Origin of the sequence: Terriglobus sp. 2YAB30_2, assembly GCF_052114765.1 — a bacterium.
Lineage (GTDB): Bacteria > Acidobacteriota > Terriglobia > Terriglobales > Acidobacteriaceae > Terriglobus.
Genome location: NZ_JBFRFJ010000025.1, coordinates 1 through 24,965 on the forward strand (window position 1 = coordinate 1; position 24,965 = coordinate 24,965).

The window sequence follows — 24,965 nt, forward strand, 5'->3', positions numbered from 1 at the left end:
TGAACGAAAAAACACAGATGATCCGCACTCAGAACTTCATCCACTCGAGGCGGCACCAGGTACCCTTGCTCCGGCGAATAGGGCAAATACCGTGACATACTCTCTTCTCGTATAAATAACCCCGAAAAGCAAGTACTCACACAGACTCTTTAGCCCTGGGCCTTCTCTGTCCCTTAGGAAAAAGGCCCAGGGCTAAAGCCCATTTACTTTTTATGCCTTTATCAGCGGGCTGAAGCCCGCTGCTCCCACCCGGTTTATTTATTCTCTGGAACGACCTTAGGGGATACCTATACGTCGCAATTACAAAGCAAACGGGACCGGCATCTGCCGGTCCCGTTTGTTCCCGATGGCACAGCTACTTCGTTCCGGAGTCGGTAAAGATGTTTTTAGGGCACATTGCGTGGACACCAACGTTTCCGTCGACCAGTTCGGTGATATCGAGATCGACAGCGACGCTGGAGAGCATGTAGGCATCGTCACGCTTCATGTGTTTTTCCTCGACCAGAAAGTCGATCATGTCGCGCAGGGCGTGCTCCGTGGCTTCTTTCAGATCGGGGCTGAACCCCATCGTGATGTAGTGGGTTGGCGTCTCCGCGCGCGGCCAGTTCATCTGCTTCTTCTTATGAACGACGAACCGGAAGGTTCCGGTCAGGAAGGTCTCCATTGCGGTGATATCGACTTCGCCGTTTCCCTGGCCTGCGTGCCCGTCCCCAGCTTCGAACATGGCGCCCTTGGCCGCAACGGGAATGTAAAGCGTGGTTCCGGCAACGAGTTCCTTGTTATCCATGTTGCCCGCATGGGCGAACGGCTCAGTACTGCCGACCTTCCCGCCTGCTCCGGCGACGCCCATGCTTCCGAAGAACGGATGAAGCGGGATGTCGATGCCCGGTGCGAAGTGACCGATCATCTTCTCGCGGTCCAGCGGAATGATCCGGTTGCGACTGAAGGGGAACTCCATCGGCAGAAAGCCACGATGCAGCCCAAAGCCATTGCAGGCGAAGTTCGCATCGATATCCACCTTGAGGATCTGTACTTCGAGCACATCGCCCGGCTCCGCTTCGGCAATCTCTACGGGCCCGGTAAGAATGTGGCCACCCGGTCCTTTCTCGGCCGCCGGATAGTTCTGATAGACCTCATCGTTGTATGCAGGAATGTCTTCGCGCTTGACGCCGCGCGCAATCAGCCTGTCGGCCGGACCACAGGTGGAAAGAGTCTGCATCACGACCGTGTCTCCGCTATGGACGGTTGCGGCCGGATGCATGCTGCCGTAGTAACCCCACGAGACGGTCTTTGAGGTTGCTTTGACGGTCACGGTCTGCTGACCGAATGCCGGAAGAAAAGCCAAAGGAACGATTGCCGCCAACAACGTACACCTGCGCATTGCATCTCCTGACCTGCGTTAGAAAATACCCCTTCCCTTCCAGGAAGGGGTATTGGTTAGAACTGATACTTCAGTGCGAACTGGATCAGACGCGGCGCCACTGCGGAGGCCGTGATCTGAGAGTAGCTCGCGGCGCCCACCGTCGTGGACGGGTTGGCGTACTGCGGATGGTTCCAGACATTGAAGAACTCTGTGCGGAAGACCAGCGTGCCGTCCTCATGCAAGCCGCCTACTCTGGTTTCCTTCGATAGAGTCATATCCCAGTTGTCATTCCCGGGACCGCGAACAATGCCGATTCCGCTGTTGCCGTACTCGGTGGCATCCACGCCGCCGACCTTCACGCTATAAGGAACTGCCGGAGAGACGGTCCACGGTTGTGCCGCGCTGCCATTCAGGCCCGTGTTCAGATAAGTGTTGGTCTTTACCCGATTCAGCATAGTGCCTCCCTGGGTGTTGAGAACATCGTCATTTCCCTTTCCGGCGATGAACTGAGCGCGGCTCGCGGTGCGATACGCCGTTCCGTTACGCGTGTCGGTAAAGGTGAGCGGCTTGCCGGACTGAAAAGTGGAGACTCCAGAGAACTTCCATCCGCTGGTCGCTACACGAGCAAAGCTGCCGCCGTTCTTCCATCCCGGGATCAGCCACGAGTAGGTCACCACCAGGCGATGGGTGCGGTCATAGCCCGCAAGACCATAACGCGCGTAGCGATTGTTAGGATCGTTACTGTTGCCGCTGCCGCCCGAAAAGACTCCGTTATCGCCGTCGCCGCCGGTCACAGTCGTCATGACCTTGCTCCAGGTATAGGCTGCCTGCACATACACACCTTTGCTGACCTGACGCCGGAGCGTGGTCTGCAGGCTGTGATACATCGAGGTGCCATAGGTCTCGATCCGGTTCAAGCCTCCAGGAGCGACGCCCTGATACGGAACGCGGGCAGCGATGTTCGCCGAGTCGAGCGAGTTGGTTGTGACTCCGTTGATCGGGTTACTGGGGCTGGCAAGATAGGCACGGTTGATCGCGCGCGATTCGGCAAGGCGGGTGCCACGTGTACCGACATATCCGACTTCGGCCACCAGGTTTTTCGGAAGCTCCTTCTGTACGTCGAGGTTGTACTGCTGCACGAAGGGTGAGTCGATGTTCTGGGCGACCGCCGTTACCGGCATGCCACTGGTGTTGGTAGACGAGTATGGCATGAGGGGACGCCAGGCTCCAGGCGTCAGCTTTGTCGTGAACGGTGTCTGGAAGGTAGCAATAGCATTCGCCGTTCCGCTGATGGTTCCGGAGGAGCTAACGAAAGGCTGATTGCCCAGTGTCTGCAGGACCGAATTTGCATTCGGCAGCGTGTAGAAGACTCCGTAGCCGCCGCGAACTACGGTAGACGAGCTGGCGCCCAGCGGCTGCCAGGCAAAGCCGACACGCGGACCGAAGTTATGCAGCGGCAGGTCGTTCTCTCCCAGGCTCATACTTCCAAGACGCTTTACTCCCGCTGGAGGATTGGCAGAAGAATTTGCCGGGACGACAAAGCCCTGGTAGGTTCCACTCACAGGAACCGGCTGGAAGGGTGTCACCAGAGACGGCCAGAAGCTGGTCAACACACCTTTGTTGGTGCTGATACCACTGTTGATCTCCCAGCGAACGCCGGCGTTGACAGTGAGGTTCGATGCCAGCTTGATATCGTCCTGCAGGAACATCGCCAGGCTAGTGCCGCGGTAGCCCTTGTAGTAGCTGCCCTGCTGGCTGCTGCTGGAGTTCACATTGCTGTAAGAGCTGTGATTCTGTGCCGCACTGAGACCGAGCGCGAAGTCCTGAAAGGTCTGGAAACTCAGAGAGCCACGCTTGTTGTTCGGATCGTCAAAGTTGAACTGGTTCTTCTCTCCCAGGAAACCGGCGCGAATGCTCTGCTTCCCATGCGTCCAGTTGATCTGGTCGCTGATCTCAAAGGTGTTGACTGCCGACATGGAGACGTCGTTGTTGACGCCACCGAGGCTGAAGTATCCCGTCACGGACATGATCGGCGTCAGCGGATATGCTGGATCGCTGGGAGCCGTCATGCCGATCTGGTCGAAGTGCAGGTTCGCCTGCGTCTGCAGATTGCCAGTGTTGCGGACATAACCGACGAGCCCCTCGTTGAGCAGGTGCGCATTCAACGCCGAGGTCAGTTTAAGGACTGCGACCTGGCTGTTGAACTTCGGCGTCACACCGTTGCCAGGAGTATTCGAGGTGCTACTGAAGGGCTTGTCCTGGGGCTGGTTCGAGTAGAAGTAGCGTTCTGCAAGGGTGTGCTTTTCCGACAGGACATAGTCGGTGTTCACCATGAACTGATCTTCGCTGTAGTGGGATGGCAGGCTGAAGGTGGAAAAGCCTACCGGGTTTCCGTTGGCATCGGTCGACATGCGCTGCGGCGTCGGAATCAGATAGGTACCGTTTGCGATCTTCTGATTCAGCAGATTCAGGGCCACTGGGTTGATGTTGCTGCCATCGCAGGCAACTTCCGTCTGCGAACCCGTATTGCTGTAGTTGCCGCCATTGAACGGATGCCACCGCGCATTTCCATTGGGACACGCGGCACGACCGATGGCTCCGGCAGTACGATCGTTGGTCAGCGGAAAGAGTGTATTGGTAACCAGCGAGCCCGCGCTGAGGCCGTTCACCTGCCGTGTTCCCTGGTAGGAACCGAAGAGAAAGAGCTTGTCCTTCAGGATGGGCCCGCCCAGCGTGCCACCGAACTGGTTCTGCTTCATGACGGCGCGCTTCTGGCCATTCATCTTCAGGAAGGTGTCGTTCGCGTTCAACACATCGTTACGGAGAAACTCCCATGCCGATCCATGCAGGGTGTTGCTACCCGACTTGGTAATGACATCGACGTTCGCGCCGGCATCGCGGCCGAAACCAGCATCGTAGTTCGTCGTCTGGATCTTGAACTCCTGCAGCGAATCAGGGTTCGGAACGGCGATGCCGGCCTGCTGCACGAAGTCACCGGCGCGGCCGGAGCCGAAGTTGTTGATATCGGCGCCGTCCATATGGAAGTTGTTGCTGATGCTGCTGGCGCCGTTCACGTAGACATCCTGCGTGCCCTTGCCCAGGGTCGCGGCATTGTTGACATCTCCAGCCACTCCAGCGGACATCGTCAACACCTGCGTGTAGTTCCGATTGGTAAGAGGGACTTCGCGAATGGTGGCGCCATCAACGACGGTTCCCAGGGTGGCATTCTCTACCTGCAGCGGGGCGGGAGTTGTGCTGACCTCTACCGTCTCCCCTTCACTGCCGGCAACCATCTGAGCGTCGGCGCGAGCAGTCTCCGTCACAATTACGGTAATGGGCGGAACGACTTGTGTCTTAAACCCGGGCGCAGTGATGCTGACCCTATAGGTCTCCGGCGGCAGCAGGCCGACAGCAAACTGTCCACCGCCGTCGGTCTTTACCGCGCGAACCTGCGAGGTCGCGTTCGACGTTACGGTCACGGCGGCATTCGGAATCACCGCACCTGTCGGATCAGTCACCGTACCACGGATCGCTCCGGTAGTTGACGTTTGCGACACAATAGCCTGGGTAAGCAACAGTCCTGCAGCGACACTAAGGAGAGCACCCCTGAGGGAGTTTTTCCAGTTCATCGAAGAACCTCTTTTTTCGTTGGGTACTTTGATTGTGCGGAAACAATTGCTTTTTGGAAATTCGGTTAATTACGGAAAAACATCGTGTTAACGCTACGTAGTTCTACGTAACACTGAAAAACAATCGAATGTTCCCTTGGATGCGTTCCTAGATGCGTTCCTGGATGCGGAACGGATGACAGCGCCATTTTTTGTTAGAGTGTGGCAACACCTATACAGCACGGAGCTATTCCCTCATGCGTACGTTCGTAGCATCCGCATCGTTTGTCTTTCTGATTCTGCCCGCGTTATCACAGCGCCCAGCCACGACGGTGGATGCATCGAGGTACCTCTACGGGAAGAACTCCGCGACCAAGGTGCTGCAGCACGTACGCGTGATCGATGGCACCGGCGCAGCCGTGAAAGACGACCAGACCGTTGTGATCGAAGGGACGAAGATCACGACCATCGGAACATCGGTGAGTGTTCCGGCGAATGCAGAGGTCTTTGATCTGGCTGGCTACACCGTGCTTCCGGGCCTGGTGGGGATGCACGACCATATCTATTACCTGCAGCGTCCGAACACCGATGCACAGGGATCGGAGGGGCCTACACTGCTGCCGCAGATGACCTTCTCCGCGCCGCGCATGTACCTGGCAAATGGTGTTACGACCATCCGGACAGCGGGCTCCGTGGAACCGTTTGCGGATATCAATCTTCGCAAGCTGGTCGACAGCGGACGCATGATCGGCCCTCATGTGGAACCGACGGCACCGTACCTGCAGGGAGTGAGCGATATCTTCATGCAGATGCACACACTCACAGGCCCCGAAGATGCCAGAGAGTTTGTGAAGTTCTGGGCGAGTCAGGGCGCAAATAACTTCAAGGCGTATATGCACATCACGCGCGCCGAGCTGCAGGCGGCCATTGAAACAGCACACGCGCTGCACCTGAAGGTTACGGGACACCTCTGCTCAGTCAGCTACCCGGAGGCCGCGGAGCTCGGCATCGACAACCTGGAGCATGGTTTCTTTGTAAATACCCAGCTCGATCCGGAGAAAAAGCTCGACACATGTTCGCGGGAGACAGGTGCAGCCACGCTTGCGAAGATGACTCCTGAAAGCCCAGAGGCGGCGGAGCTGATCAAGCTACTCGTCGCCCACCACGTAGCGATCACAAGCACGCTGCCGGTCTTCGAAGCCGGACTTCCTGGAAAGCCCGCGCTGCGGCCAAAGGCACTGGCAACACTCACGCCGCAGGCGCTCGAAGCCTATCTGTATGGCCGCGATCGGCGCAGCACCGCGCCTGAGACCGAGCTCACACGGCGCCAGGTGAAGAACTATAAGAACGCGACAGCGCTGGAGCATAAGTTTGTCGAAGCAGGCGGATTTCTGATGGCCGGCCTTGATCCGACCGGGAACGGAGCCACACTTCCCGGCTTTGGAGATCAGCATGAGGTGGAGTTGCTGGTGAACGACGACCACTTCACTCCCATCGAAGCCATCAGAATCGCGACGCTGAATGGCGCGATCTATCTGGGGGAGAGTGAACACATTGGGTCTATCGAGACTGGGAAGGATGCGGACCTGATGATCGTCAAGGGAGATCCCTCGAAGAACATCACCGATATCGAGAACGTCGAAATCGTATTGAAAGACGGTACGGCGTACGACTCCGGGAAACTTCTCGATTCAGTCAAAGGCCGTTACGGGCAGTACTGATGTGCCGTCTGTGTTGGAGTTTTCAGTGGGCAGTCGCGCTCGCGCGACCTTAGAACACTTGTCCCCATCGGGTGCCCCACCCTCGCAACGCTAGGGTGGGCAAGGAGCCACGAACTTCGAAAATAACAGCGAGTTACCCAGGCATTCCTTGTCGTCTTAGGGAGTATCGACATATTGGGTTTGTGTGTTGTTAGGAATTTGGGGTAATCCTCGCCCACCCTAGCGTTGCGAGGGTGGGGCACCCCGGCGGGGACAAATGCAACAAAGCAGGTCCTTCACTTTGTTCAGGATGACAGCCCAGATAGCTGCGCTCTAAGAAGCATACCCATGCCGGATAGCGTAACGCACCAGGTCGGCGATGGAGTCCAGCCCCAGCTTCCGGTTGATGCGGATGCGGTGTGATTCCACCGTACGCACACTGATGCCGAGCCTGGCGGCGGCCTCTTTACTCGTCGTACCTTCGGCAAGTAGACATAGCACCTGCTCTTCACGCGCGGAGAGAGAAGGCTCTGTTTTTGCGGATGTCTTCTCCGTTCCGTTCTTGCTCAGAAAGCCGCGCATCAGAAGATTAGTAGCCGTCTTGGTGAAGAAGTGCTCGCTTCTTGATACGGCGCTGACGGCTTCGATCAGATTGTGGTCTGCATCGGATTTCAGAACAAAGCCCTTCGCTCCCGATTTCAACACCTGATATGCGATGCGCTCAGAATCGTGCATCGTCAGAACGATAACGGAGGTCTTCGGAGAACACTGCGCCGATCGTGACGCCACCGCGGAGCCATCCAGCAGCGGCATGGAGAAATCCACAATCGCAATGTCGGGCCGTAGTTGCTCGATCTTCTCTGCTGCCTCAAGCCCATTGGCGGCTTCCGCGATTACGTTCCACCCCTCCCGAGCTGCCAGAAGATTCCGCACACCGCGACGGATGAGTTCATGATCGTCTGCAATCAGGATCCGCAGGTTATCCATTGGTTCGTGCCTCCGCAGGTAAGGATGCAATCAAGGTCGTGCCATTCGCACTGCGCTCCAGACGCAGCGAGCCGCCGAGTTGTTCCAGCCGCTCGCTCATGCTGCTCAACCCTACGCCGGCGGGAAGGGCTCCATTGACTTCACAGTGGTACCGCTTGCCTTCGTCGAAGACGGTGAGGATGAGAGATTCGCCGATTCTTGCGAGAGTGACGTGCACGATGGGACTGCCGGAGTGGCGAAGGACGTTCGCCAATGCCTCCTGCACCACGCGGAAGACGGTGATCTCTACCGCATCGGAGAATCGGCCCAGATCGAACTGAAGGTTGAGGTCGACTACGATTCCACTTCGCACCTCAAACTCTTTCGAAAGTCGTTCGATCACCGGGTAGAGTCCCTCTTCGCCGAGGAGAGGAGGATGCAGCAGGTACGATGCCGTGCGGATGCGCGACGAACATTGCAATGCAATCTCCTTCGTCTGTGCGACCATGTCGCGGAGAACAGGATCGGCGTTTGCTGTCATCCCCTTGAGCAGCGTCAGATTCCAGTTCAGAACCGCCAGCTCCTGGGACATGGAGTCATGCAAATCGCGCGCGATTCTGCGGCGCTCTTCCAGCTGCAGCGTGTCGATGGTATTTGCCATCCGCCGCACCGCATTCTCGGCGCGGTTTCGCTCTGTGATGTCCTGATACAGGCCATAGACACCTTCGAGCACTCCATCGACGATCAACGGAATCCCATAGATCTCGACGTCGACCATCATGCCGTCCTTGCGGCGCCGATGCGCAACCGTATGGACCTTTTCCCCGCGCAGAACGGCCATGCTCAAGGCCTGCGCATCCTCCGTCGTATCCGGCTCGGTGATGAGCTCATCCAGAGTGGTTGCGTGCAGTTCCTCGGTCGAGAACTGAAAGAGCGTTTGGAATGCACGGTTGCACATGACAAAGTCATGCCGTGCGTCGAGAGCAACGATCGCTACCGGGCTGTCTTCAAACAAAGCTCTCAGGTGTGCGCCCGTCGTCGTTGCCTCAAAGACTGGAGATACATGTTCCGCCAAATAAAGCCAATCACACTCACTCATGCTGCCCTCTCGAAAGTCAGGATCAGGGTGATGCGTGTTTTCAATCTGCTAAAGGACTCCAGTGAGTCCTCTTACGGTAGATCCACGATGGAGATTTGCTCCTCTGGCTCAGTGAGTGTTTCTGAGTCTCGCTGCCGGCAGAGCGGCCCGTAAGGAACAGGGATCAGGTTCTTTAGCATCTCGAAATAAAGTGCGATACGGATGTAGCTCTCCCTGGGCATCGATGATGTTTGCCCGGATCGTTCCTAACCGCAACGAGCGCCTAAAATTGTTCGAAATAGAAGCGAAAACTGCCGATACAACTGCCCAGGTGCGTGACGCTCAGCGGGCGCGTTCCTGGAGAAATTGACCGATTAACATCTGATATATCACATTCCTGTAATTCGAATCCAACTTGTTCTACCGATCTTTCACCGTTGCCCTGAGAGCAAACGGTACGCCATCTGCCGGGCGGATGGATCGTCGCTCTTTAATGCCAGCTCGAGCTGTTGCCTGGCCTCCCCCGGAGAGCCTCTGCGAAGCGCAAGGTCTGCGAGCGCCAGGTGGACCTCTCCGTTTTGCGGGCTGGCTGCCGCGGCAAGCCGATATTCGTCCTCCGCAGCGGTGGATTTGTTCTGGGCCATGAGGATGGATGCAAGTCCGAGATGCGCCTTCAGCTGGCGAGCGTCGAGAGCGATGGCTTGGCGATACGGCGCGGCTGCGGCATCGATCTTACCTGCAGCGACGAAGATGTCTCCAAGGTCGGCATATTGGATCGCGGAGCGCGGCTCGATGTGAATGGCCTGCTGCATCTGCTCCGCTGCCTTCGCCCACTGCTTGCTCGAAGCCAGCACCAGGGCGTAACGATGATGGAGATCCGCCGACTCCGGGTTCGTGCGCAAAAGCGATTGCATGGCTGCTTCCGCCTTTTCCATATCGCCCCGGTCGGCGAGCAGCACCGCGAGATTAATCTTTGCCTCGGTCAGACCAGGATCGATTTGTAATGCCTTCCGAAGACTGCGTGCCGCATCATCCGGTTTCGAAAGCCGCGTATAGGTTAACCCCATCAGGTTCTGTGCGTCGGCCATCTCGGGGTCCAGCGACAAGGCATGATCGAGAGCTTGCTGCGCCTGCTGCACGTTCCCCGCCTGAAGCTGGATGTTTCCCAACGTGGTGTAGGCGACAGCATCGTTCGGGGCTGCGTCGATGGCGTTTCCGGCAACCTGCAACGCTTGCGGTAGCTGGTGCAACCGGGCGAGCGCAGCCGCCTGCTCCCGCAGCATTGCCGGCGTATGATCGGGCTGTTTGATCGCCTCGTCATACCAGTGGATCGCTTCAGCGTCGTTCCCTGCCCTTGCCTGAGCTGCCGCCAACGCAAAATAGAAACCGGCGTATTGTGGCTTCTTTACTTCCAGGGCGTGCTGTAACAGAGGAATTCCCTGCTTGAGGTTGGAACCTGCGGCGACCTGCGCGACGGCATAGTACAGGTTGCCTTCGGGCATCTCCGAGAGTAGCCGCGGATCATACGCGGCAACCTCTCCCTGGTACGCAGGAATCGTCTCTTGAATTGGCGCCAGCAGATCGCCCTTCGGCTTATAACGCTGGATAAAGTGGTCGGTCATCACAACATGGACAGCATCTTCGGTCCGGCGCTTCCCCATGTGGCAACCAAGGCAATCGGAGTCTCGAGTCACCGTTGCTGTCGCGAGCCTCGGATGTTCGGCCTGATGGCAGCCCAGGCAGACGGCGCGATATTGCGCGGCTCCGGCTTCTCCGCGCTGCGGACGGTGGGGGTTATGACAGGTGATGCAGGTCATATCGCTCTTCAGATAGCACTTCGACTTCTGCAGCCGATATGCCTGATGGGCTACCTCGAATCGGTCCTTCAACTCTGAGCCCGGCGCGTGGTCGAAGGCGATCTCAAAGTCCTGCAGCGGCTCTCCAGGCTTGAAGGAGTATGCGGTGCGGTCATAGCGACGAATTCCATTCGGCAGAGGAAGGCTTGTCGTCTCCAGGTGGCACTGGCGGCACACATCCATCTGGCGCTCACGCGGCAGGTGGGCCGGATTCACGATAGTGGAGCGCACCTTCTCCTTATTCGCAAACCAGGCGCTGGCTGCTTTGACGTGCGCCGCTCCGGGACCATGGCAACGCTGGCAGTCGATCCCCTCTGGAAGCTGCTCCGCAAAGATGGCTCCATCAGACAGACTTCCGCTGCCGGGGTCTGACGAGGGATAGCCATTGTGGCAGAACATGCAATCTTTCCCGATGGCACGATGGACATCCATCTGTGCGGCCTGATCGTAACCGGGACTCATCGCCCAGTAGCCGCCCAGTTCGGTGTACCAGCTCACCGGCAGCTCGATGAGTTTTCCATCCGTTGTGCGATGAAGATAGGTGCGGGCATGGTTTCCGGAGCCGATCGCGTAGTCCATGCGCTGGGTATAGTTCTCAATTTCCTGCCCTGGATCCTGATTGAGTACGCTTCTTCGCAGGTAGAAAGCTCCATCCTGCTGCACCATCTCGTACCGCTTTCCGGAAGACTGGTGGATCACGTTGTTTCGAGCTTTGAAATCTGCAGCTTCAGTCTGCAGCGAGACCCGATGGAATGATCGTCCCATGCCGGTCTGACTGTATGTCTCTGCAATCTTGGCGTGGCAGCGGTTACAGCTCTGCGGGGCCACATAGCCGTTGGCATACTGCTGATGGTCGCGGGAAGAGGCTGCGCGGGACAGCAGGATTCCGGCTGCCCCCGCCAGGAGGGCGAGCCCTGCAGCGGCAATTCGCCACCGTGAGTGCTCAAACCGAAAGAAGGATCGCGGATTCACCAGATTTCACCGTATTGCGTATTATGCATTGTCGTTTGACTATTCTGCATGGAAATTTGTATGGTGGCTGCACACGTCAAGGGGGTATGCTTTCCCCGACGAATCGAGGTTCAGCAATGGCATCCACAGCGATCGCACCCGATCATACAGCCGTCCCAACTGGGCTGCGCGAGATTACACATTGGATTGGCGGAGCAGAGCGGGCAGGCACATCCGGCCGTTTCGGCGACGTGTATAACCCGGCGACAGGCCATGTACAGGCCAAAGTTCCGCTGGCGAACCGGCAGGAGCTGGAAGCAGCCGTTGCTGCAGCGCGGGAGGCCTTCCCGGGCTGGTCGGCACAGCCTCCGCTGCGGCGGGCACGCGTGCTCTTCCGCTTCCGCGAGCTCTTCGAGAAGAACATGGACCGGTTTGCCGAGATCATCACCTCGGAGCATGGGAAGGTGCTCTCGGACGCTAAGGGAGAAGCGACCCGCGGCATGGAGGTGATCGAATTTGCCACCGGCATTCCGCACCTGATCAAGGGCGAGTTCTCTGAGATGGTGGGCTCCGATGTGGATAGCTGGTCCATGCGGCAGCCGCTGGGCGTGGTCGCCGGCATTACTCCCTTCAACTTTCCTGCCATGGTTCCCATGTGGATGTTTCCGATCGCGCTGGCATGCGGAAATACGTTCATTCTGAAGCCAAGTGAACGCGATCCCAGTGCCTCTATCCGGATTGCCGAGCTGCTCAAAGAAGCCGGACTTCCGGACGGTGTCTTCAACGTGCTGCATGGGGATAAGGAATCCGTCGATGGATTGCTGGAGCATCCTGACGTCAAAGCAATCAGCTTTGTCGGATCGACACCGATCGCACAGTACGTCTACACCAAGGGAACCTCGCACGGAAAGCGCGTGCAGGCTCTGGGCGGAGCAAAGAACCACATGATCGTTATGCCAGATGCCGATATGGATCAGGCAGCCGATGCCCTGGTGGGCGCAGCCTATGGATCTGCCGGTGAGCGCTGCATGGCCATCTCGATTGCCGTAACTGTCGGTCATGAGACGGCCGACGTCCTGCGTGACAAGATCGTCGAACGCATCGAAAACCTCAAGGTGCTTCCCGGTACCGACCGCAACGCCGATATGGGGCCACTCGTCACCAAAGCTCATCTTGAGCGCGTCAGCGGATATCTCGATACGGGAGCCAAGGAAGGCGCCGAGTTAGTCGTGGACGGGCGGAAGAGCGCGCTGCCCAAGGGCGAAGGCTTCTTCATGGGAGCTACGATCTTCGACCACGTAAAGCCGGAGATGAACATCTACAAGGATGAGATCTTCGGACCGGTGCTTGGGCTGGTGCGCGCCAGCAACTTCAAGACAGCGCTGGAGCTGATCAATGAACACGAGTTCGGCAATGGCACCTCCATCTTCACGCGCGACGGCGACACGGCTCGCGAGTTTGCGCGTTCGGTGCAGGCGGGCATGGTGGGCATCAATATTCCGATCCCGGTGCCGATGGCATTCCACAGCTTCGGTGGATGGAAGCGGTCTCTATTCGGCGATCACTCTATCTATGGGATGGAAGGTGTTCGTTTTTATACGCGGCTGAAGACTGTCACCGCTCGCTGGCCAACGGGCATTCGTGAGGGTGTGGATACGAAGATGCCTACGTTGGGTTGAAGTGCAGCAACAATTCAGATGTATTCGAGCCCAGCTCGAATCGGTGGGAGCCGTGGGCAGCTTCGCTGGCTGGGGTGTTCCACGGTCTTTTGGGCAGGCGCTATAAGCGCTGAAGGCGCGCTCTATACCAGCCTGGGGCAACGCCCCAGGTCTCAGTGCCCACACGATGTTAAAGGGCTGAAGGCCCGCTATAACTCTGCAGTAAAGACAGATTCACGTTAGAGTATTTTTCCTGTAGGTCTAGTGCAGGGCTTGTGCATCTACGGGCGCTTTCCGCAATGAAAACGCCACTGCACACTTCTCCCGGGATACCAACAACAGGAGAAATGCTCTAATGCGAGAACAGATGGGAGCGGTGGACTTTAGTCCACCGCTTACCGTCCAAAGAAGTTGGGCTTTCCTCTCCAGAGGGGCTCCTTCAGCCATTTGGCATGAGGATTATAGATCGGGCCTTCAGCCCTCAGACCTCTTAACGATCCGAGACCTGGGGCGTTGCCCCAGGCTGGTATAGAACGCGCCTTCAGCGCTTTTATCAGCGGGCTTAAGCCCGCTGCTCCCACCCTTAAAGGCCGCTACACTCCCACCCAAACAAAAAATAGCCGTGCCGCTTCGCGGCACGGCTTTACCGGGGGCATACAACGTCTTAGAAATTGATACGGGCGGCGAGCTGCAGCAACCTGGGCTCGTTCACCTGGGTAGTGATCTGTCCCTGCTGCGCCGATCCGATGGAGGTATTGGGCGCGCCGAACTGAACACGGTTGAACAGGTTGAACGACTCGACACGAAGCTGCAGGATCACCTGCTCAGTCATGTGCGTGTCCTTGAACAAAGCGAGATCGAAGTTCGCTATGCCTGGAGCACGTAGCGTGTTATCGGTACGGGATTCGTTGCCGAACTTGAAGTTGCCCGGAGCAACGAAGCATGAGGTGTTGAAGTATCCGCTGTTGGAGAACTTATCTCCCAACCGCGACTGCACACTTCCTCCGACCGCCTTGGAACAACCCTGGACCACATTCGGACGTGTCGTACCGCCCAGCGAGTAAGTGCTGACGGTGTTTGAGGCCATGGAGAGTCCCAGCGGATAGCCCTTCTGGAAGGTGGTCACACCGTTGAATCCCCACCCGGAGACCAGTTTATCCATCACGCCGCTGACACCGGAGGCAAAGTGCTGTCCGCGGCCGAATGGCAGTGAGTAGACATAGCTGACGGTAAGACGCTGGCGCGAATCATAGCCGGAGAGCGCGTACTCTCCACCCAGATCGTTGTTGTTTTGATAGCCGGGAGCTCCGGTTGCCTCAAGCCAGGAGGTCAGCGACTCAGTGTTGGCCAGCAGCTTCGAGAAGGTATACGAGCCGAGCAGCACTCCACCCGAAGTGAAGCGCTTCTCCATCTTCATCTGCAGTGCGTTGTAGTTGCTGACGCCGACATAATTTCCAGTGTTGGAGATGCCGCCATACTGTGGGAACGGACGATAGAGCTGTGTGGAGCTGATGGTTGCATACTGCTGCGAGCCCTGATTGAACGCTGCTCTGTTGAACGGATTCGGAACCGTCTTGGTGAGGAAACACGCGCTCGACAGGTTTGCCGTTGAGCCCACGCAGTTGGGGTCACTCGCCGCCTGATTCAGATACGAGGCCGCAACCTGGTTGATGCTGTGGCTGTTCGGCAGGTGAGAGCCATGCAGACCGGCATAGGCAGCTTCGAGTGCAACTCCGAGAGGGAGTTGACGCTGGATGGCGAAGTTCCACTGGTAGGTGGCGCCGTTCTCTTCATCCTTCTGCAGCGCATTTGCGGAGCCGCCGAGCAGCAGGTTCTGGTAGTTGGCTCCGCGGCCGGGAGCGGGCGTAATGCCGCTAGGCAGAGGATTATCCAGCGTAGCGTTCGGAGTTTTGCCTGAGTCCAACGTGGTAACCGGATTGTTGGTGATGTAGGAGAGCGGTGACTGGACCGGGGACTCCGGGAACTGCAGGATTGCCGGGATCACGAACTTGCCCCATCCTGCGCGAACGACCGTCTTGTCATCGGGCCTCCATGCCAGGCCGAGACGCCCCGAGAAGTTCGCGAAGTGCTCGTTGCGGGTTCCCTGTCCTGGAGAGACAAGATCATAGGCTCCGGTAACTGCCCGGCCATTGATCGTAACGTTGCCCAGAACCGGATTCACCTCGTTGGGATTGAAGGTGGCGATCAGGTTGTTGGTCTCGCGGAACGTGCCCGGAATCTCATACCGCAGACCGACGTTCAGAGTCAGCCGCGGGGTCAGGTTCCAGTTGTCCTGCACGTAGTAGCCCTGGTAGTAGATGGTGCTGAAGGTCGGCGGAGCAATCTGCACAACGCTGGCCGAAGACGCTTGATCGACCATGTAGCCCATCAGGAATGAGGCGAAGGGATGTCCACCTGCCGCGTTGTTTCCAAACGAGGACATGAAGGTATTGAACTGGAACGATCCGCCGGGGCTGTTGTTCTGGAAGTACTTCATCTCCATGCGGCGCAGATCCACACCCGCCTTGATGGTGTGGGTTCTGATGGTCTTCGTAATGGTCGGTGCAATGACGTAGTTGTTGTTGACCGAGAAGATATAGCCGGTACCAATTCCGTTGACCGTCGGGTTCGACAACGCAATTGCGGGCACCGTGGTCGAGCTCGGCACATTGTTCAGGCCGGAGATAGTTCCCATGTACGACGGGAAACCGAGTTTGGTCTCGTCATACCCCAGGGTTCCAGGCGTACGAACGTAGTTCCAGCGGGTGAAGGAGAGCCGCAGATCGCCTACCAGAGTCGGGCTGAACATGTACGAGTCCCCGACAACGGTCTGGTAAGTCTTGAACGACTCGGGCGAAATGGGATCGCCGGAACGAAGACCATTCTTGTACGGATCCGATGCGGCGTTGTTTGAGTTCCACTGCGTATAACGGCCGAAGAGATTCTGCTTATCGCCGATCTTGAAATCGACGCGGCCGTTGTACTGATCGTTCGTGCCACCGGAACCAGCATAGGCTACGAAGTTATTGGTCACACCGGACCGTGTGGGCTGCGCATAGTACGGGAAGGCCAGCAGGTTGGTGGCTACCTTGCTCCAGCGAGCCTGCGGAATGATGTTGTTCGGATACGGCGTGCGCGGGCCGGTATAACCAGGGCATCCCTGGCCTGCCGATGCAGTGCCGCCGCATGGATCGTAGACTTGCCCCGCGGTGGCCACCGAAGCCGGGCTGCCTGACGCATTGGTGCAGAAGCCGGTCGATGAGTTAAGGGTACACAGTTCACTGAAGTCGCCTGTGCGCATCTTTACCGTCGGTACCGTGTAGTTATAGAGGCGCTTCTGCGCCTGCCGGTAGCCCTGGTAGTCGAAAAATCCGAAGACCTTATCCTTGAAGATCGGGAAGCCGATATTCCCACCGAACTGGTTCTGGTGGTACGGATTCTTGCCCAGAACGTTTGCCGGAACATCGGTATGCTTCGCGAAGTACGGGGTCGAGTTGAAGATCGTGTTGCGGACGTACTCGTATACCGTTCCGTGAACCTTATTCGAACCTGACTTGCTGGCGATGTTGACGACGCCGCCGGTGTACATGCCGTACTCGGCCGTGTTGTTGCTGGTCTGAACGCGGAACTCCTGCACAGCGTCCTGCGACGGCACGAGGATAGTGGCATTGCCATAGGAGACATTCACCGGCGCACCGTCATAGAGCGTGGAGCTCTGGTTGGCGCTGCCGCCACCGATCTGATAGTTACCGGCAGCGAATACATTTTGGCCGGTCAGGTTGCCTGACGAGCTGCCCTGCGGAACCACGCCGGGGACAAGGCCGACCAGCGCCAGCACGTTTCTTCCATTCAGCGGAATCTCGGTCACGGCTTTGCCCTGAACGACCTGGCCGAGAGATGCATTCTCCGACTGAATGATTGGCGCCTGCGAGGTAATGGTGACCTCTTCCGTCGTCTCGCCAATCGCGAGCTCTACATTTTCACGGGTTGCCAGAGCGACCTGCACCTCGACGGGGTTGTGGGTGTAGCGTTTGAAGCCGCTTCTCTCAACCGTAAGCGCGTATTCGCCGGGGAGAAGAGACAGGAACTGGAAGTCGCCGTTGTCAGCAGTGACAACGACCTTCTTGTCTCCGGTTGCATTGTTTGTCAGTGTCACCTGGGTACCCGGCATTACCGATCCACTTGTGTCAGTGACCGTCCCCACCACAGATCCGGCAGCGCTCTGTGCCCATGCGTGAGGAGTGATCCCCACCAGACACAGAAGGAGCATGCACAGGAGTGCTAATTTGATACCTTTCATTCCATTCCTCCCAAATGGCCGTATCCGTCGCGGCCCCGGTTTGTTCTTTTTTCAACTGCCTGCTGCAAGCGCCGGTTGCTCCATTGCTCTTGCGTTGTCGCACCAGAAAATGAATTCAATGCTTTCCGATCGCCGGATTACTGGCTGCCGGTCTTCTTCTGCTTTCTTGTTCCCCAGAAGATGTAAGTGCCGCTCCGCGTGGAAGTGACGAGATCGATGTTTCCATCACCTTTCAGGTCGACAGCAAGAACATCCGATCCACCACCGGAGAGGTTATGAACCAGCTCCGGCTCGAAGCGCGCTCCGCCGGGACTCTTCTTGTCGCGGACTGTGCGGTACACGTACAGCACCGGAGGACCGTAGGGATCGGGATCGTAGAAGTCATCGAGATGTGACCAGTAGCGCTTGGCCACGACGAAGTCGGGTATGCCGTCTCCATCCACATCCGCGATCGTGGAGGCATGCGGCTCGGTGAAGACCACACCGCCTGCGCTCTCGGATGGGAGATGCCCCATCACCTCGTGCGGGATAAAGCTGATCTCGCCGGAGGCAGACTTCTTTTGCTCGAACCAGCTGATGCCCCATCCATGCGCCTGCATGGAGGTGACAACATCGGGGAGTCCGTCACCGTTGATGTCGTAGACACCAATCTTCGCGCCGCCGGCAGAGGTGCGTCCCCACTTCCCGAAGGGAGCGGAATGATAGGTCCACTTCGTTTCGGCATCGTTCTGAGCAGGCTGTTCCCACCAGCCATAAGCGCCGACGATGTCGACGCGTCCATCGCCGTTCACATCACCGGCGCCGACGCCATGCGCGGGCCAGGGTCCATGCTCGCTGACCTTGTGAACGATCCACTTGCCGGTGGGGTTCGATGGATCCGGCTTGGCGTAGCACATATAGCCGCCGCCCATGTACACCAGCTCCGGCTTGCCATCCTTGTCGACATCCGCCAGTACTGTCTCTTCGCTGTCGATCGGGGCAACGACGGTGAACTTCTCCCAACGCCGCGACTCTCCCTTCGGATTGACGTAGAGCACGGCTCCCGTCTTGCCGCCGTCGGCGTGACTGGTTGTCACCACATCGGGCCAGCCATCGCCGGTGAAGTCCGCGGCGTGCTGCACCCAGTCCTCCATCGAGTAGGTGGTGGAGGCGTTCACGATCTGCGCGGGATAGATCTCGCGTGACTGCGTGAAGTCAGGTCCGAAGTAGATGAAAGGGCCAGAGACGATATCGAGCTTGCCGTCGTGATTGAAGTCGGCGGCCGCGGCCGACCAGCCGTAGTAGAACTCGTTGATCCGCTGCATGCGGAAGTTGGGACTGACCTGCTCTTTGGGCAGCGTCTTGACCGCAATGTCCTTGTACGCAATGGCGCGGAAGTGAACGGTTCCACCACCGACGTAAAGCGCGAACGGACCATAGCCATTCATGTTCTCAGTCGCAACGCTTACGGCGTCCCCGCCATCGTTGAAGAAAGCCCGCAGGATATCGGCATCCAGAAGCACTTCGACGTCATTCCATTCACCAGCGCGCAGGCCATGCACCGGACGCTGCAAAGGCGCCGTTGCGCCGGCAGGCATTGGCAGGGGCTCAGGGGGAGTTAAACGGCGAGCGGGCGCGCCGGCAGCAGGCGCAGGAGGCGCAAAACGGATCTGACCGCCTGCAAGGCGAAGCTGGGTGTGCTCTGCAAGCTTGCCGGACTCATCGAAGGTCGCGTGGTAGCCGGCCAGCTCCTGCGGCCGGATCGAGAGTAAATCTCCGCTCATACCGCTTGCGCCTTTCGTTGTGCGCATCACGATGCCCGCGTTGCATTCACCTTCACAGCGGAACTGTAGATAAACGGCACTGTCCTGTGCAGGCTTATTGAAGACCAGCAGGCCGGTGCCGGTACCGGTGATCTCGCCATTGGAGGCAGACCATTGCGCGCTGCCCATCTGCTGCCATCCAGACAGAGACGACCCCGCAAAGGCGCCGTCAGAAGCAAAGCTTGGGGACTGCGCGACAAGCGCGGCAGACACGCTCACGGACAATGCGGAAGCTGCTGCAAACAGGGACAACCGTCTCATTTATGTCGAGCCTCGAAAAATATGGCTGCCGTAGCACTAATCGCAATATAGATTGCGTATTATGCAAACACCATTTTAGAAACGGAGCCATCCTAGCACCCGGATGTGCCATTGTCGAGAGGTGAATTTATGCAATTTTTTGAGATTCGGAATTTCGTAAAAACACACGTCAGCGCGCTGTTCAGAGAGGCTCCGCCGGTTGCGCGCATATAACGAAACGTCCTTATTTAGCGGGCCTGGAAGGCCCTCAACGGCTCTAACTCTTGCCGGTAGCTGAGTGGGAGCAAGCCCGCTGATAAAGCACAAAACCAGGAATGGGCTTTTAGCCCTGGCCCTTTTCCTGATGGAGAAGAGAAACCCCAGGGCTAGAGCTCGACCTTTTATGGTTGGCCGGCAACCGTGGGCTGAAAGCCCACGGGCTCCCGCCGATTGGGGCTGCGCTCGAATAGTTCACCCAGCGAACAATTCGCAGTCTTCCCGTTACGCAGCAATTAAAGAGCAGGTTCAACCTGCATCTGGGAAGTCAACGTCTTCAAAGAAGGCGTAGTTTTTGAGGCTTGCCGGAGGAGCGAAGAAGCAAGCGACCTTCATCTCCACATCGGAGAGGTTCTGCAGCATATGGATCTCGCCCTGAGGAAAGAGAACCGCAGAGCCGGTCCGCACCTCCGCAACCTCTCCATTGACCAGCACGCGGCCGTGGCCGCTGAGGATGTAGATCACCTCTTCGCCGTCCGGGTGTGAGTGGGCCGGGCGCACCTTCTCTCCGGGAGCTACACGGATAACCGCCATCGAACAGTACTTCGCGTCGGCGTTCTTCGGCGTGACCACCCAGCGCAGGTTCCTGCCGGGGAGATCAAGCTCTTCGACCGCGCTCTCATGAATCACTTTGACTGCCATAGATCTCCTATCCAGATCCCGCTTTATGCGCGCGCAACGGCCAGCTGTACTGTCGCTGCGATCTTTGCGGGCGTCAGACCGAAGACCTCAACGAGTTCCTCGTAGGTGGCCGAGTGGATGAACTGTTTGTTGCCGTCCGCATCCAGCGTGTTCACCGTGAAGACCCGGTTGAGCGAATCGAGCCTGGCCGAGCCGCGATGGCGATACAGCACCTTAAGGAAGTTCTGCCAGAGATAGCCGTTGTTCTGTTCCGCGAAGAAGATGGGAAGGCCGGTCTCATACAACCGCAGCAAAAGGTCGTCATCAACCGATGGCATATCGACCACCATTACGTTCACGCCGGCCTTCTCGCACAGATCAGCAGCCCCAAGAGCTTCATGCACTCCTCTACCGGCGCTGATTACGATGGCGCGGTCACTTTCACTCTGCCGCAGGACGTTGCCCTTGCCATACTCAAATTCGTAGTCGCCGTCATAGAGCACCGCCGAGGGCGTACGCATTACCCGTACATACACCAGGCCCTTATTTCCTTCCATCACCCACTTCATGATGGAGAGCATCTGCTGCGGACACGAGACATCGATGATCTTCAGATGCGCAACCGCATCGAAGGTAGTGGCGTCGTCGTTGCCCATGTGGGTTGCGCCGTTGGTGCGGGTCTCAAAGTTCGCGGCCGTCGCCAGGAAGGTGATATCGAGGCCGTGCCCTTCGCTCAACCAGCCGTCCGCGGCCTCTATCGCCTCCAGACGCTCCTGATGCCCGACCGCAATGCGGCGAAGCACCTGCCAATTGAAGAATGGGCAGAAGGTGCTACACCAGGTGTTGTAGCCCAGCGCTGCAAATCCCTCTGACATCAGCATCATGTTCGCTTCGGCGACACCGGCGTTGAGGGCACGTGCCTGATCAACAGCGGCAATACCGCTCTCCAGACCACTGGTCGAGGCCAGGTCGGAGTCGATCGACACCACGCGTTGATCACGCGCGAAGACCTTCATGCCCGCTGTCACCACCTCAGCGGCGCTGTAGCTCTTGTTCCGGTCAAGTTTGAGAAGAGCCGCCGCATCGTAGCGAATCTGCTTGTCGCGCAGCGGAACGCGTCTGGTCTGGACCGGGCGGATGACCTGCCTGAGGAAGTCGCTGCTGTCGTCCACTGCCAGATTCATGCCGGCAGCGGCCTGCAACAGCAATTCATGGAGGGACTCATCGCCCGCGACTCTATTGAGCAGTTCCAGGAATTCCGTCACTCTTGCCGTGCGCTGCTTCTGCTGCATCTCCACTTCCTGCGCAAACAGGGCATCGGGTACTGTGACCTTGTGCTTATTCAGGAGGTCGGAGAACGCTCCAAAGCCTTTCTTGGAGTTGCAGACGATCACGGTCGGCCTGCCATTCCGCGGACCATAGCGGAAGGCGCTCAATGCATCGAAGACTCCGTCAAAGCCGGTGGCATCGACACTCAAGGCATTCCATCCGAATGACCGGAAGACATCGGCAAGCGGCGGCATGGGATAAAGCATGCGGTCGTGGATATCGAGCTGACCGTTGTTGCGATCGACCAGGACACACAGATTCTCGAGGTTATGCTGCGAGGCATACATGATGACCTCCCAGCAGGAGCCCTCCTGTAACTCTCCATCGCCCACCATGCAGTAGGAATCGAAGCGAGGGCTGCGTTTGCCGGCGACGGCGAAGCCCTCAGCAACGCCGATCCCCTGCCCCATGGGGCCGGTGGCGATGTGAACTCCGGGGAGAACCGGGCCCGGGTGACCGTTGAGCAGGCTGCTGTGCGAGCGGGAGTTCTTCAGAACGTCGGCTGAGAAGTAGCCCAGCTCCGCATAGATCGACGCCATCGCCGCGACCGCATGCCCCTTGCTGAGGGTGAAGATGTCCTGCCCGCGGCGTGTGGGGTCTTCAACGTCGAGGCGCAGAAACCCGCCATAGAAGAGAGTCACCATAGGCAGAATGGCCGAGAAGGCGCCGCCGGAGTGCAGCCCCTTATCCACCGCATCGCGGCTCTGTTCTAGCGTGAGGATGCGGATGTCGGAGTCCTTGATGGCAAGCAGCTTCAGCACACCCTCGCGATACACCGGCTCGCGGTGCAGAGAGAGATCTCCTGAGGCGGATCTGGAGACAGCGGTTGACAGTACGGGCATGCTCATTGCCTGGACCTTCCATGCAAGATTATTTGCATAATACGCAATATTGATTGCGTTATGTGAGGCAAAGTATATGGAGTGCTTCCTGCGATCGTCAAGCACACTGTAGTACCCGAAAAACGGAGACAATCGGTCTATGCGCGTTGTGATCATCGGCGGTTCCGGCCATATTGGCAGCTATCTGACACCCAGGCTCGTGAATGCGGGATACGAGGTTTTCTGTGTCACCCGCGGCGTGAAGTCCCCCTATCGCCCCGATCAGGCGTGGAAGTACGTTCAGCATGTCGTGCTGGACCGCGACGCGGAAGAGACCGCCGGCAACTTCGGCGAACGCATCGCGGAGCTGGACGGGCAGGGCGTCATCGACCTGACCTGCTACACCCCGGAGAGCGCCGCTCAGCTCGCCGAGGCGCTCCTTGGCCGCGTCGAGCATTTCCTGCACTGCGGCACCATCTGGATTCACGGTCATAGCTGCCAGGTGCCGACAACCGAAGACGCGCCGCGGTCGCCATTTGGTGAATACGGACTCCGGAAGACCGCCATCGAGGACTATCTACTGCGGCTCGCACGAACCAAAGGCTTCCCCGCAACGCTGTTGCATCCCGGTCACCTGGTCGGTACCGGCTGGAACCCCATCAACCCCCAGGGCAACTTCAACCCGGATGTCTTCACCACGCTTGCGCGGGGAGCTGCTCTGCCCCTTCCGAACCTGGGCCTTGAGACCGTACACCATGTGCATGCCGACGATGTGGCGCAGGCCTTTGTACAGGCCCTGACGCACCGGAGCGTCGCACTCGGAGAGAGCTTCCACGTTGTCTCTGCTGCGGCTCTGACGCTGCGAGGCTTTGCCGAAGGAATGTCTCGCTGGTTCGGCCAGGAGCCACAGCTGGAGTTCTACTCCTGGGAGACATGGACAACGATGGTCAGCGAGAAAGACGCGCGTGCGACATGGGATCACATCGCGCACTCGCCAAACTGCAGTATTGAGAAGGCAAAGTCACTGCTTGGCTATCGGCCGCGTTATACGTCATTCGAGGCAGTGCAGGAGGCAGTAACGGATATGCAGCGGCGTGGGGTGATTGAGGGAAATTGAAGGATTGAAGGATTGAATAAGGATTCGAGCTTCGCTCGAACGTCCCACCCATCGCTTTCGCGATGGATGGGGCACCCGCATCTTACATACAGCAACAGAAGTCTCCGCTTACGCGATGATTTGCCGACTTGCCCGAACTTTGCTCGAGCATCATTCAATCATTCACTTATTCCATCATTCGATTACTTCCAGTGCACCATCGGAAGTCCCGCAACCGGACTCTGGAAGTACGGGATATTGTGTGCCCGCAGTGAGCCGATGTAGACGGTCTTCAGGTCCGGGCCTCCGAAGGTGACGCTCGCCATCCATGGAGCGACGCCGCGACCCGTGGCAAAGAGAACATCTTCCGTCACAGCGCCGGCGCGGAACTGGTCTTCAAGAGCCTTCACCTTCACCGGGTCGCCCTCGTCCAGCAGGACACGCTGATCTCCTTGCGGCGTAAGGATGAAGAGCTTGTCCGAGTAGACACACGTGCCCCATAGGTTGCCGATACTGTCGAAGGCGATACCATCCGGCCAGGCGCCGGTTCCCAGGCTGCTGGGACCGAAGATCTCACGCTCGCCCAGCGTGCCGTCATCGTGGACGCGAAGCCGGCTGATGCAGCCGCCGGTCGTCTCGACGACGTACAGATACTCTTCTTTCGCATCCATGCGGATCTCGTTGGTGAAGTGAAAGCCCTCGGCCATGATGCGGAACTTGCCGTCGATATAGCGGGCGATGTAGCCATCGGGAAGATCGGGACGCAATGCGTGCATCCAGTTCTTGATCCTGGTGGAGACAGTGATCCAGATGCGGCCCTTCGAGTCGCGCAGGACAAAGTTGACCTTGCCGATGGCCTCTCCCTCGATACTGTCGGCGAGGACTTTGGATTCTCCCGTGCGCGTCATGATCTCCAGACGGTCAGTACCGAAGTTCGAGATCAGGATGTCGCCGTTCTCGGCGAAGGCAAGCCCGTTCGGCAGTGTTCCGGTTAGATAGCGGGTCGCTTCGCTGTCTGCCTGCGCAAAGTGCGCAGAGATCTTCTGGGTGATGATCTGCTGGCTGCCGTCATGCCGCAGGCGAACTACACCGCCGCGCGAGTCCGCGGACCACAGCGTCCCATCCTTCTCCGCCAGGATGCACTCCGGGCGTTGCAGGCCTTCCCCGATGTACTGCAGCTTCGACGTATCGATCCCGAAATCCAGGATTGGATTCATTCTTCCTCCATTGCTTATCACGCAATCAATCTTGCGATATACACAGTAACCTGCGCAAGGCCTGAGGCTATAGATTCCATGAA

Annotated in this window: 13 protein-coding genes; 3 read left to right on the forward strand and 10 right to left on the reverse strand. The window is 58.1% G+C overall.

Features of this window, described 5'->3' with window-relative positions:
- Window positions 1-355: 355 nt before the first annotated feature.
- Both AB4Y89_RS22920 and AB4Y89_RS22925 read right to left on the reverse strand, forming a co-directional pair.
- Window positions 356-1,381 carry an acetamidase/formamidase family protein gene (locus AB4Y89_RS22920; protein ID WP_442303267.1) on the reverse strand — a complete coding sequence of 342 codons (1,026 nt, stop codon included), beginning with the start codon at window positions 1,379-1,381 and terminating at the stop codon, window positions 356-358.
- A 56-nt stretch (window positions 1,382-1,437) separates the two neighbouring features.
- Window positions 1,438-4,992: a TonB-dependent receptor domain-containing protein gene (locus tag AB4Y89_RS22925; protein ID WP_442303268.1), complete on the reverse strand. Its 3,555-nt coding sequence runs from the start codon at window positions 4,990-4,992 to the stop codon at window positions 1,438-1,440.
- Between the two features lie 236 nt (window positions 4,993-5,228).
- Between AB4Y89_RS22925 and AB4Y89_RS22930 the strand changes: the two genes are divergently transcribed.
- On the forward strand, window positions 5,229-6,692 hold the full coding sequence (locus AB4Y89_RS22930; protein WP_442303269.1) for an amidohydrolase family protein: 1,464 nt from the start codon (window positions 5,229-5,231) through the stop codon (window positions 6,690-6,692).
- 312 nt (window positions 6,693-7,004) lie between these two features.
- Here AB4Y89_RS22930 and AB4Y89_RS22935 read toward each other — a convergent pair whose 3' ends face one another.
- From AB4Y89_RS22935 to AB4Y89_RS22945, 3 genes are all read right to left on the reverse strand, one after another.
- Window positions 7,005-7,658: a response regulator gene (locus AB4Y89_RS22935; protein WP_442303270.1), complete on the reverse strand. Its 654-nt coding sequence runs from the start codon at window positions 7,656-7,658 to the stop codon at window positions 7,005-7,007.
- Window positions 7,651-8,736 carry a PAS domain-containing sensor histidine kinase gene (locus AB4Y89_RS22940; RefSeq protein ID WP_442303271.1) on the reverse strand — a complete coding sequence of 362 codons (1,086 nt, stop codon included), beginning with the start codon at window positions 8,734-8,736 and terminating at the stop codon, window positions 7,651-7,653. Before AB4Y89_RS22940 ends, AB4Y89_RS22935 begins: the two co-directional genes overlap by 8 nt.
- A gap of 410 nt (window positions 8,737-9,146) precedes the next feature.
- Complete coding sequence (locus tag AB4Y89_RS22945) at window positions 9,147-11,543, reverse strand: tetratricopeptide repeat protein (RefSeq protein ID WP_442303272.1); 2,397 nt, start codon at window positions 11,541-11,543, stop codon at window positions 9,147-9,149.
- Window positions 11,544-11,659: 116 nt separating this feature from the next.
- On the opposite strand from AB4Y89_RS22945, the gene AB4Y89_RS22950 reads away from it, so the two are divergent.
- Window positions 11,660-13,201 carry a CoA-acylating methylmalonate-semialdehyde dehydrogenase gene (locus AB4Y89_RS22950; protein WP_442303273.1) on the forward strand — a complete coding sequence of 514 codons (1,542 nt, stop codon included), beginning with the start codon at window positions 11,660-11,662 and terminating at the stop codon, window positions 13,199-13,201.
- 643 nt (window positions 13,202-13,844) lie between these two features.
- Here AB4Y89_RS22950 and AB4Y89_RS22955 read toward each other — a convergent pair.
- From AB4Y89_RS22955 to AB4Y89_RS22970, 4 genes are all read right to left on the reverse strand, one after another.
- Window positions 13,845-17,450 (reverse strand): TonB-dependent receptor domain-containing protein, encoded by a 3,606-nt coding sequence (locus AB4Y89_RS22955; RefSeq protein ID WP_442303274.1) that lies wholly within the window; start codon window positions 17,448-17,450, stop codon window positions 13,845-13,847.
- 167 nt (window positions 17,451-17,617) lie between these two features.
- The gene (locus tag AB4Y89_RS22960; protein WP_442303275.1) at window positions 17,618-19,543 is read right to left on the reverse strand and encodes an FG-GAP-like repeat-containing protein; all 1,926 of its coding nucleotides are present in this window, start codon (window positions 19,541-19,543) and stop codon (window positions 17,618-17,620) included.
- A 504-nt stretch (window positions 19,544-20,047) separates the two neighbouring features.
- On the reverse strand, window positions 20,048-20,440 hold the full coding sequence (locus AB4Y89_RS22965) for a cupin domain-containing protein (protein ID WP_442303276.1): 393 nt from the start codon (window positions 20,438-20,440) through the stop codon (window positions 20,048-20,050).
- A gap of 23 nt (window positions 20,441-20,463) precedes the next feature.
- Window positions 20,464-22,590 (reverse strand): transketolase C-terminal domain-containing protein, encoded by a 2,127-nt coding sequence (locus tag AB4Y89_RS22970; RefSeq protein ID WP_442303277.1) that lies wholly within the window; start codon window positions 22,588-22,590, stop codon window positions 20,464-20,466.
- A gap of 139 nt (window positions 22,591-22,729) precedes the next feature.
- Between AB4Y89_RS22970 and AB4Y89_RS22975 the strand changes: the two genes are divergently transcribed.
- Window positions 22,730-23,686, forward strand: a complete 957-nt coding sequence (locus AB4Y89_RS22975; protein WP_442303278.1) for an NAD-dependent epimerase/dehydratase family protein — start codon at window positions 22,730-22,732, stop codon at window positions 23,684-23,686.
- Between the two features lie 182 nt (window positions 23,687-23,868).
- Here the strand turns inward: AB4Y89_RS22975 and AB4Y89_RS22980 are convergent, their stop codons facing one another.
- The gene (locus AB4Y89_RS22980; protein WP_442303279.1) at window positions 23,869-24,882 is read right to left on the reverse strand and encodes an SMP-30/gluconolactonase/LRE family protein; all 1,014 of its coding nucleotides are present in this window, start codon (window positions 24,880-24,882) and stop codon (window positions 23,869-23,871) included.
- Window positions 24,883-24,965: the final 83 nt, after the last annotated feature.

Bases quoted from the DNA above. Each gene is read 5' to 3' on its own strand.
- AB4Y89_RS22920 (WP_442303267.1), bottom strand. From the start codon at position 1,381: ATGCGCAGGTGTACGTTGTTGGCGGCAATCGTTCCTTTGGCTTTTCTT.
- AB4Y89_RS22925 (WP_442303268.1), bottom strand. From the start codon at position 4,992: ATGAACTGGAAAAACTCCCTCAGGGGTGCTCTCCTTAGTGTCGCTGCA.
- AB4Y89_RS22930 (WP_442303269.1), top strand. From the start codon at position 5,229: ATGCGTACGTTCGTAGCATCCGCATCGTTTGTCTTTCTGATTCTGCCC.
- AB4Y89_RS22935 (WP_442303270.1), bottom strand. From the start codon at position 7,658: ATGGATAACCTGCGGATCCTGATTGCAGACGATCATGAACTCATCCGT.
- AB4Y89_RS22940 (WP_442303271.1), bottom strand. From the start codon at position 8,736: ATGAGTGAGTGTGATTGGCTTTATTTGGCGGAACATGTATCTCCAGTC.
- AB4Y89_RS22950 (WP_442303273.1), top strand. From the start codon at position 11,660: ATGGCATCCACAGCGATCGCACCCGATCATACAGCCGTCCCAACTGGG.
- AB4Y89_RS22955 (WP_442303274.1), bottom strand. From the start codon at position 17,450: ATGCTCCTTCTGTGTCTGGTGGGGATCACTCCTCACGCATGGGCACAG.
- AB4Y89_RS22960 (WP_442303275.1), bottom strand. From the start codon at position 19,543: ATGAGACGGTTGTCCCTGTTTGCAGCAGCTTCCGCATTGTCCGTGAGC.
- AB4Y89_RS22965 (WP_442303276.1), bottom strand. From the start codon at position 20,440: ATGGCAGTCAAAGTGATTCATGAGAGCGCGGTCGAAGAGCTTGATCTC.
- AB4Y89_RS22970 (WP_442303277.1), bottom strand. From the start codon at position 22,590: ATGCCCGTACTGTCAACCGCTGTCTCCAGATCCGCCTCAGGAGATCTC.
- AB4Y89_RS22975 (WP_442303278.1), top strand. From the start codon at position 22,730: ATGCGCGTTGTGATCATCGGCGGTTCCGGCCATATTGGCAGCTATCTG.
- AB4Y89_RS22980 (WP_442303279.1), bottom strand. From the start codon at position 24,882: ATGAATCCAATCCTGGATTTCGGGATCGATACGTCGAAGCTGCAGTAC.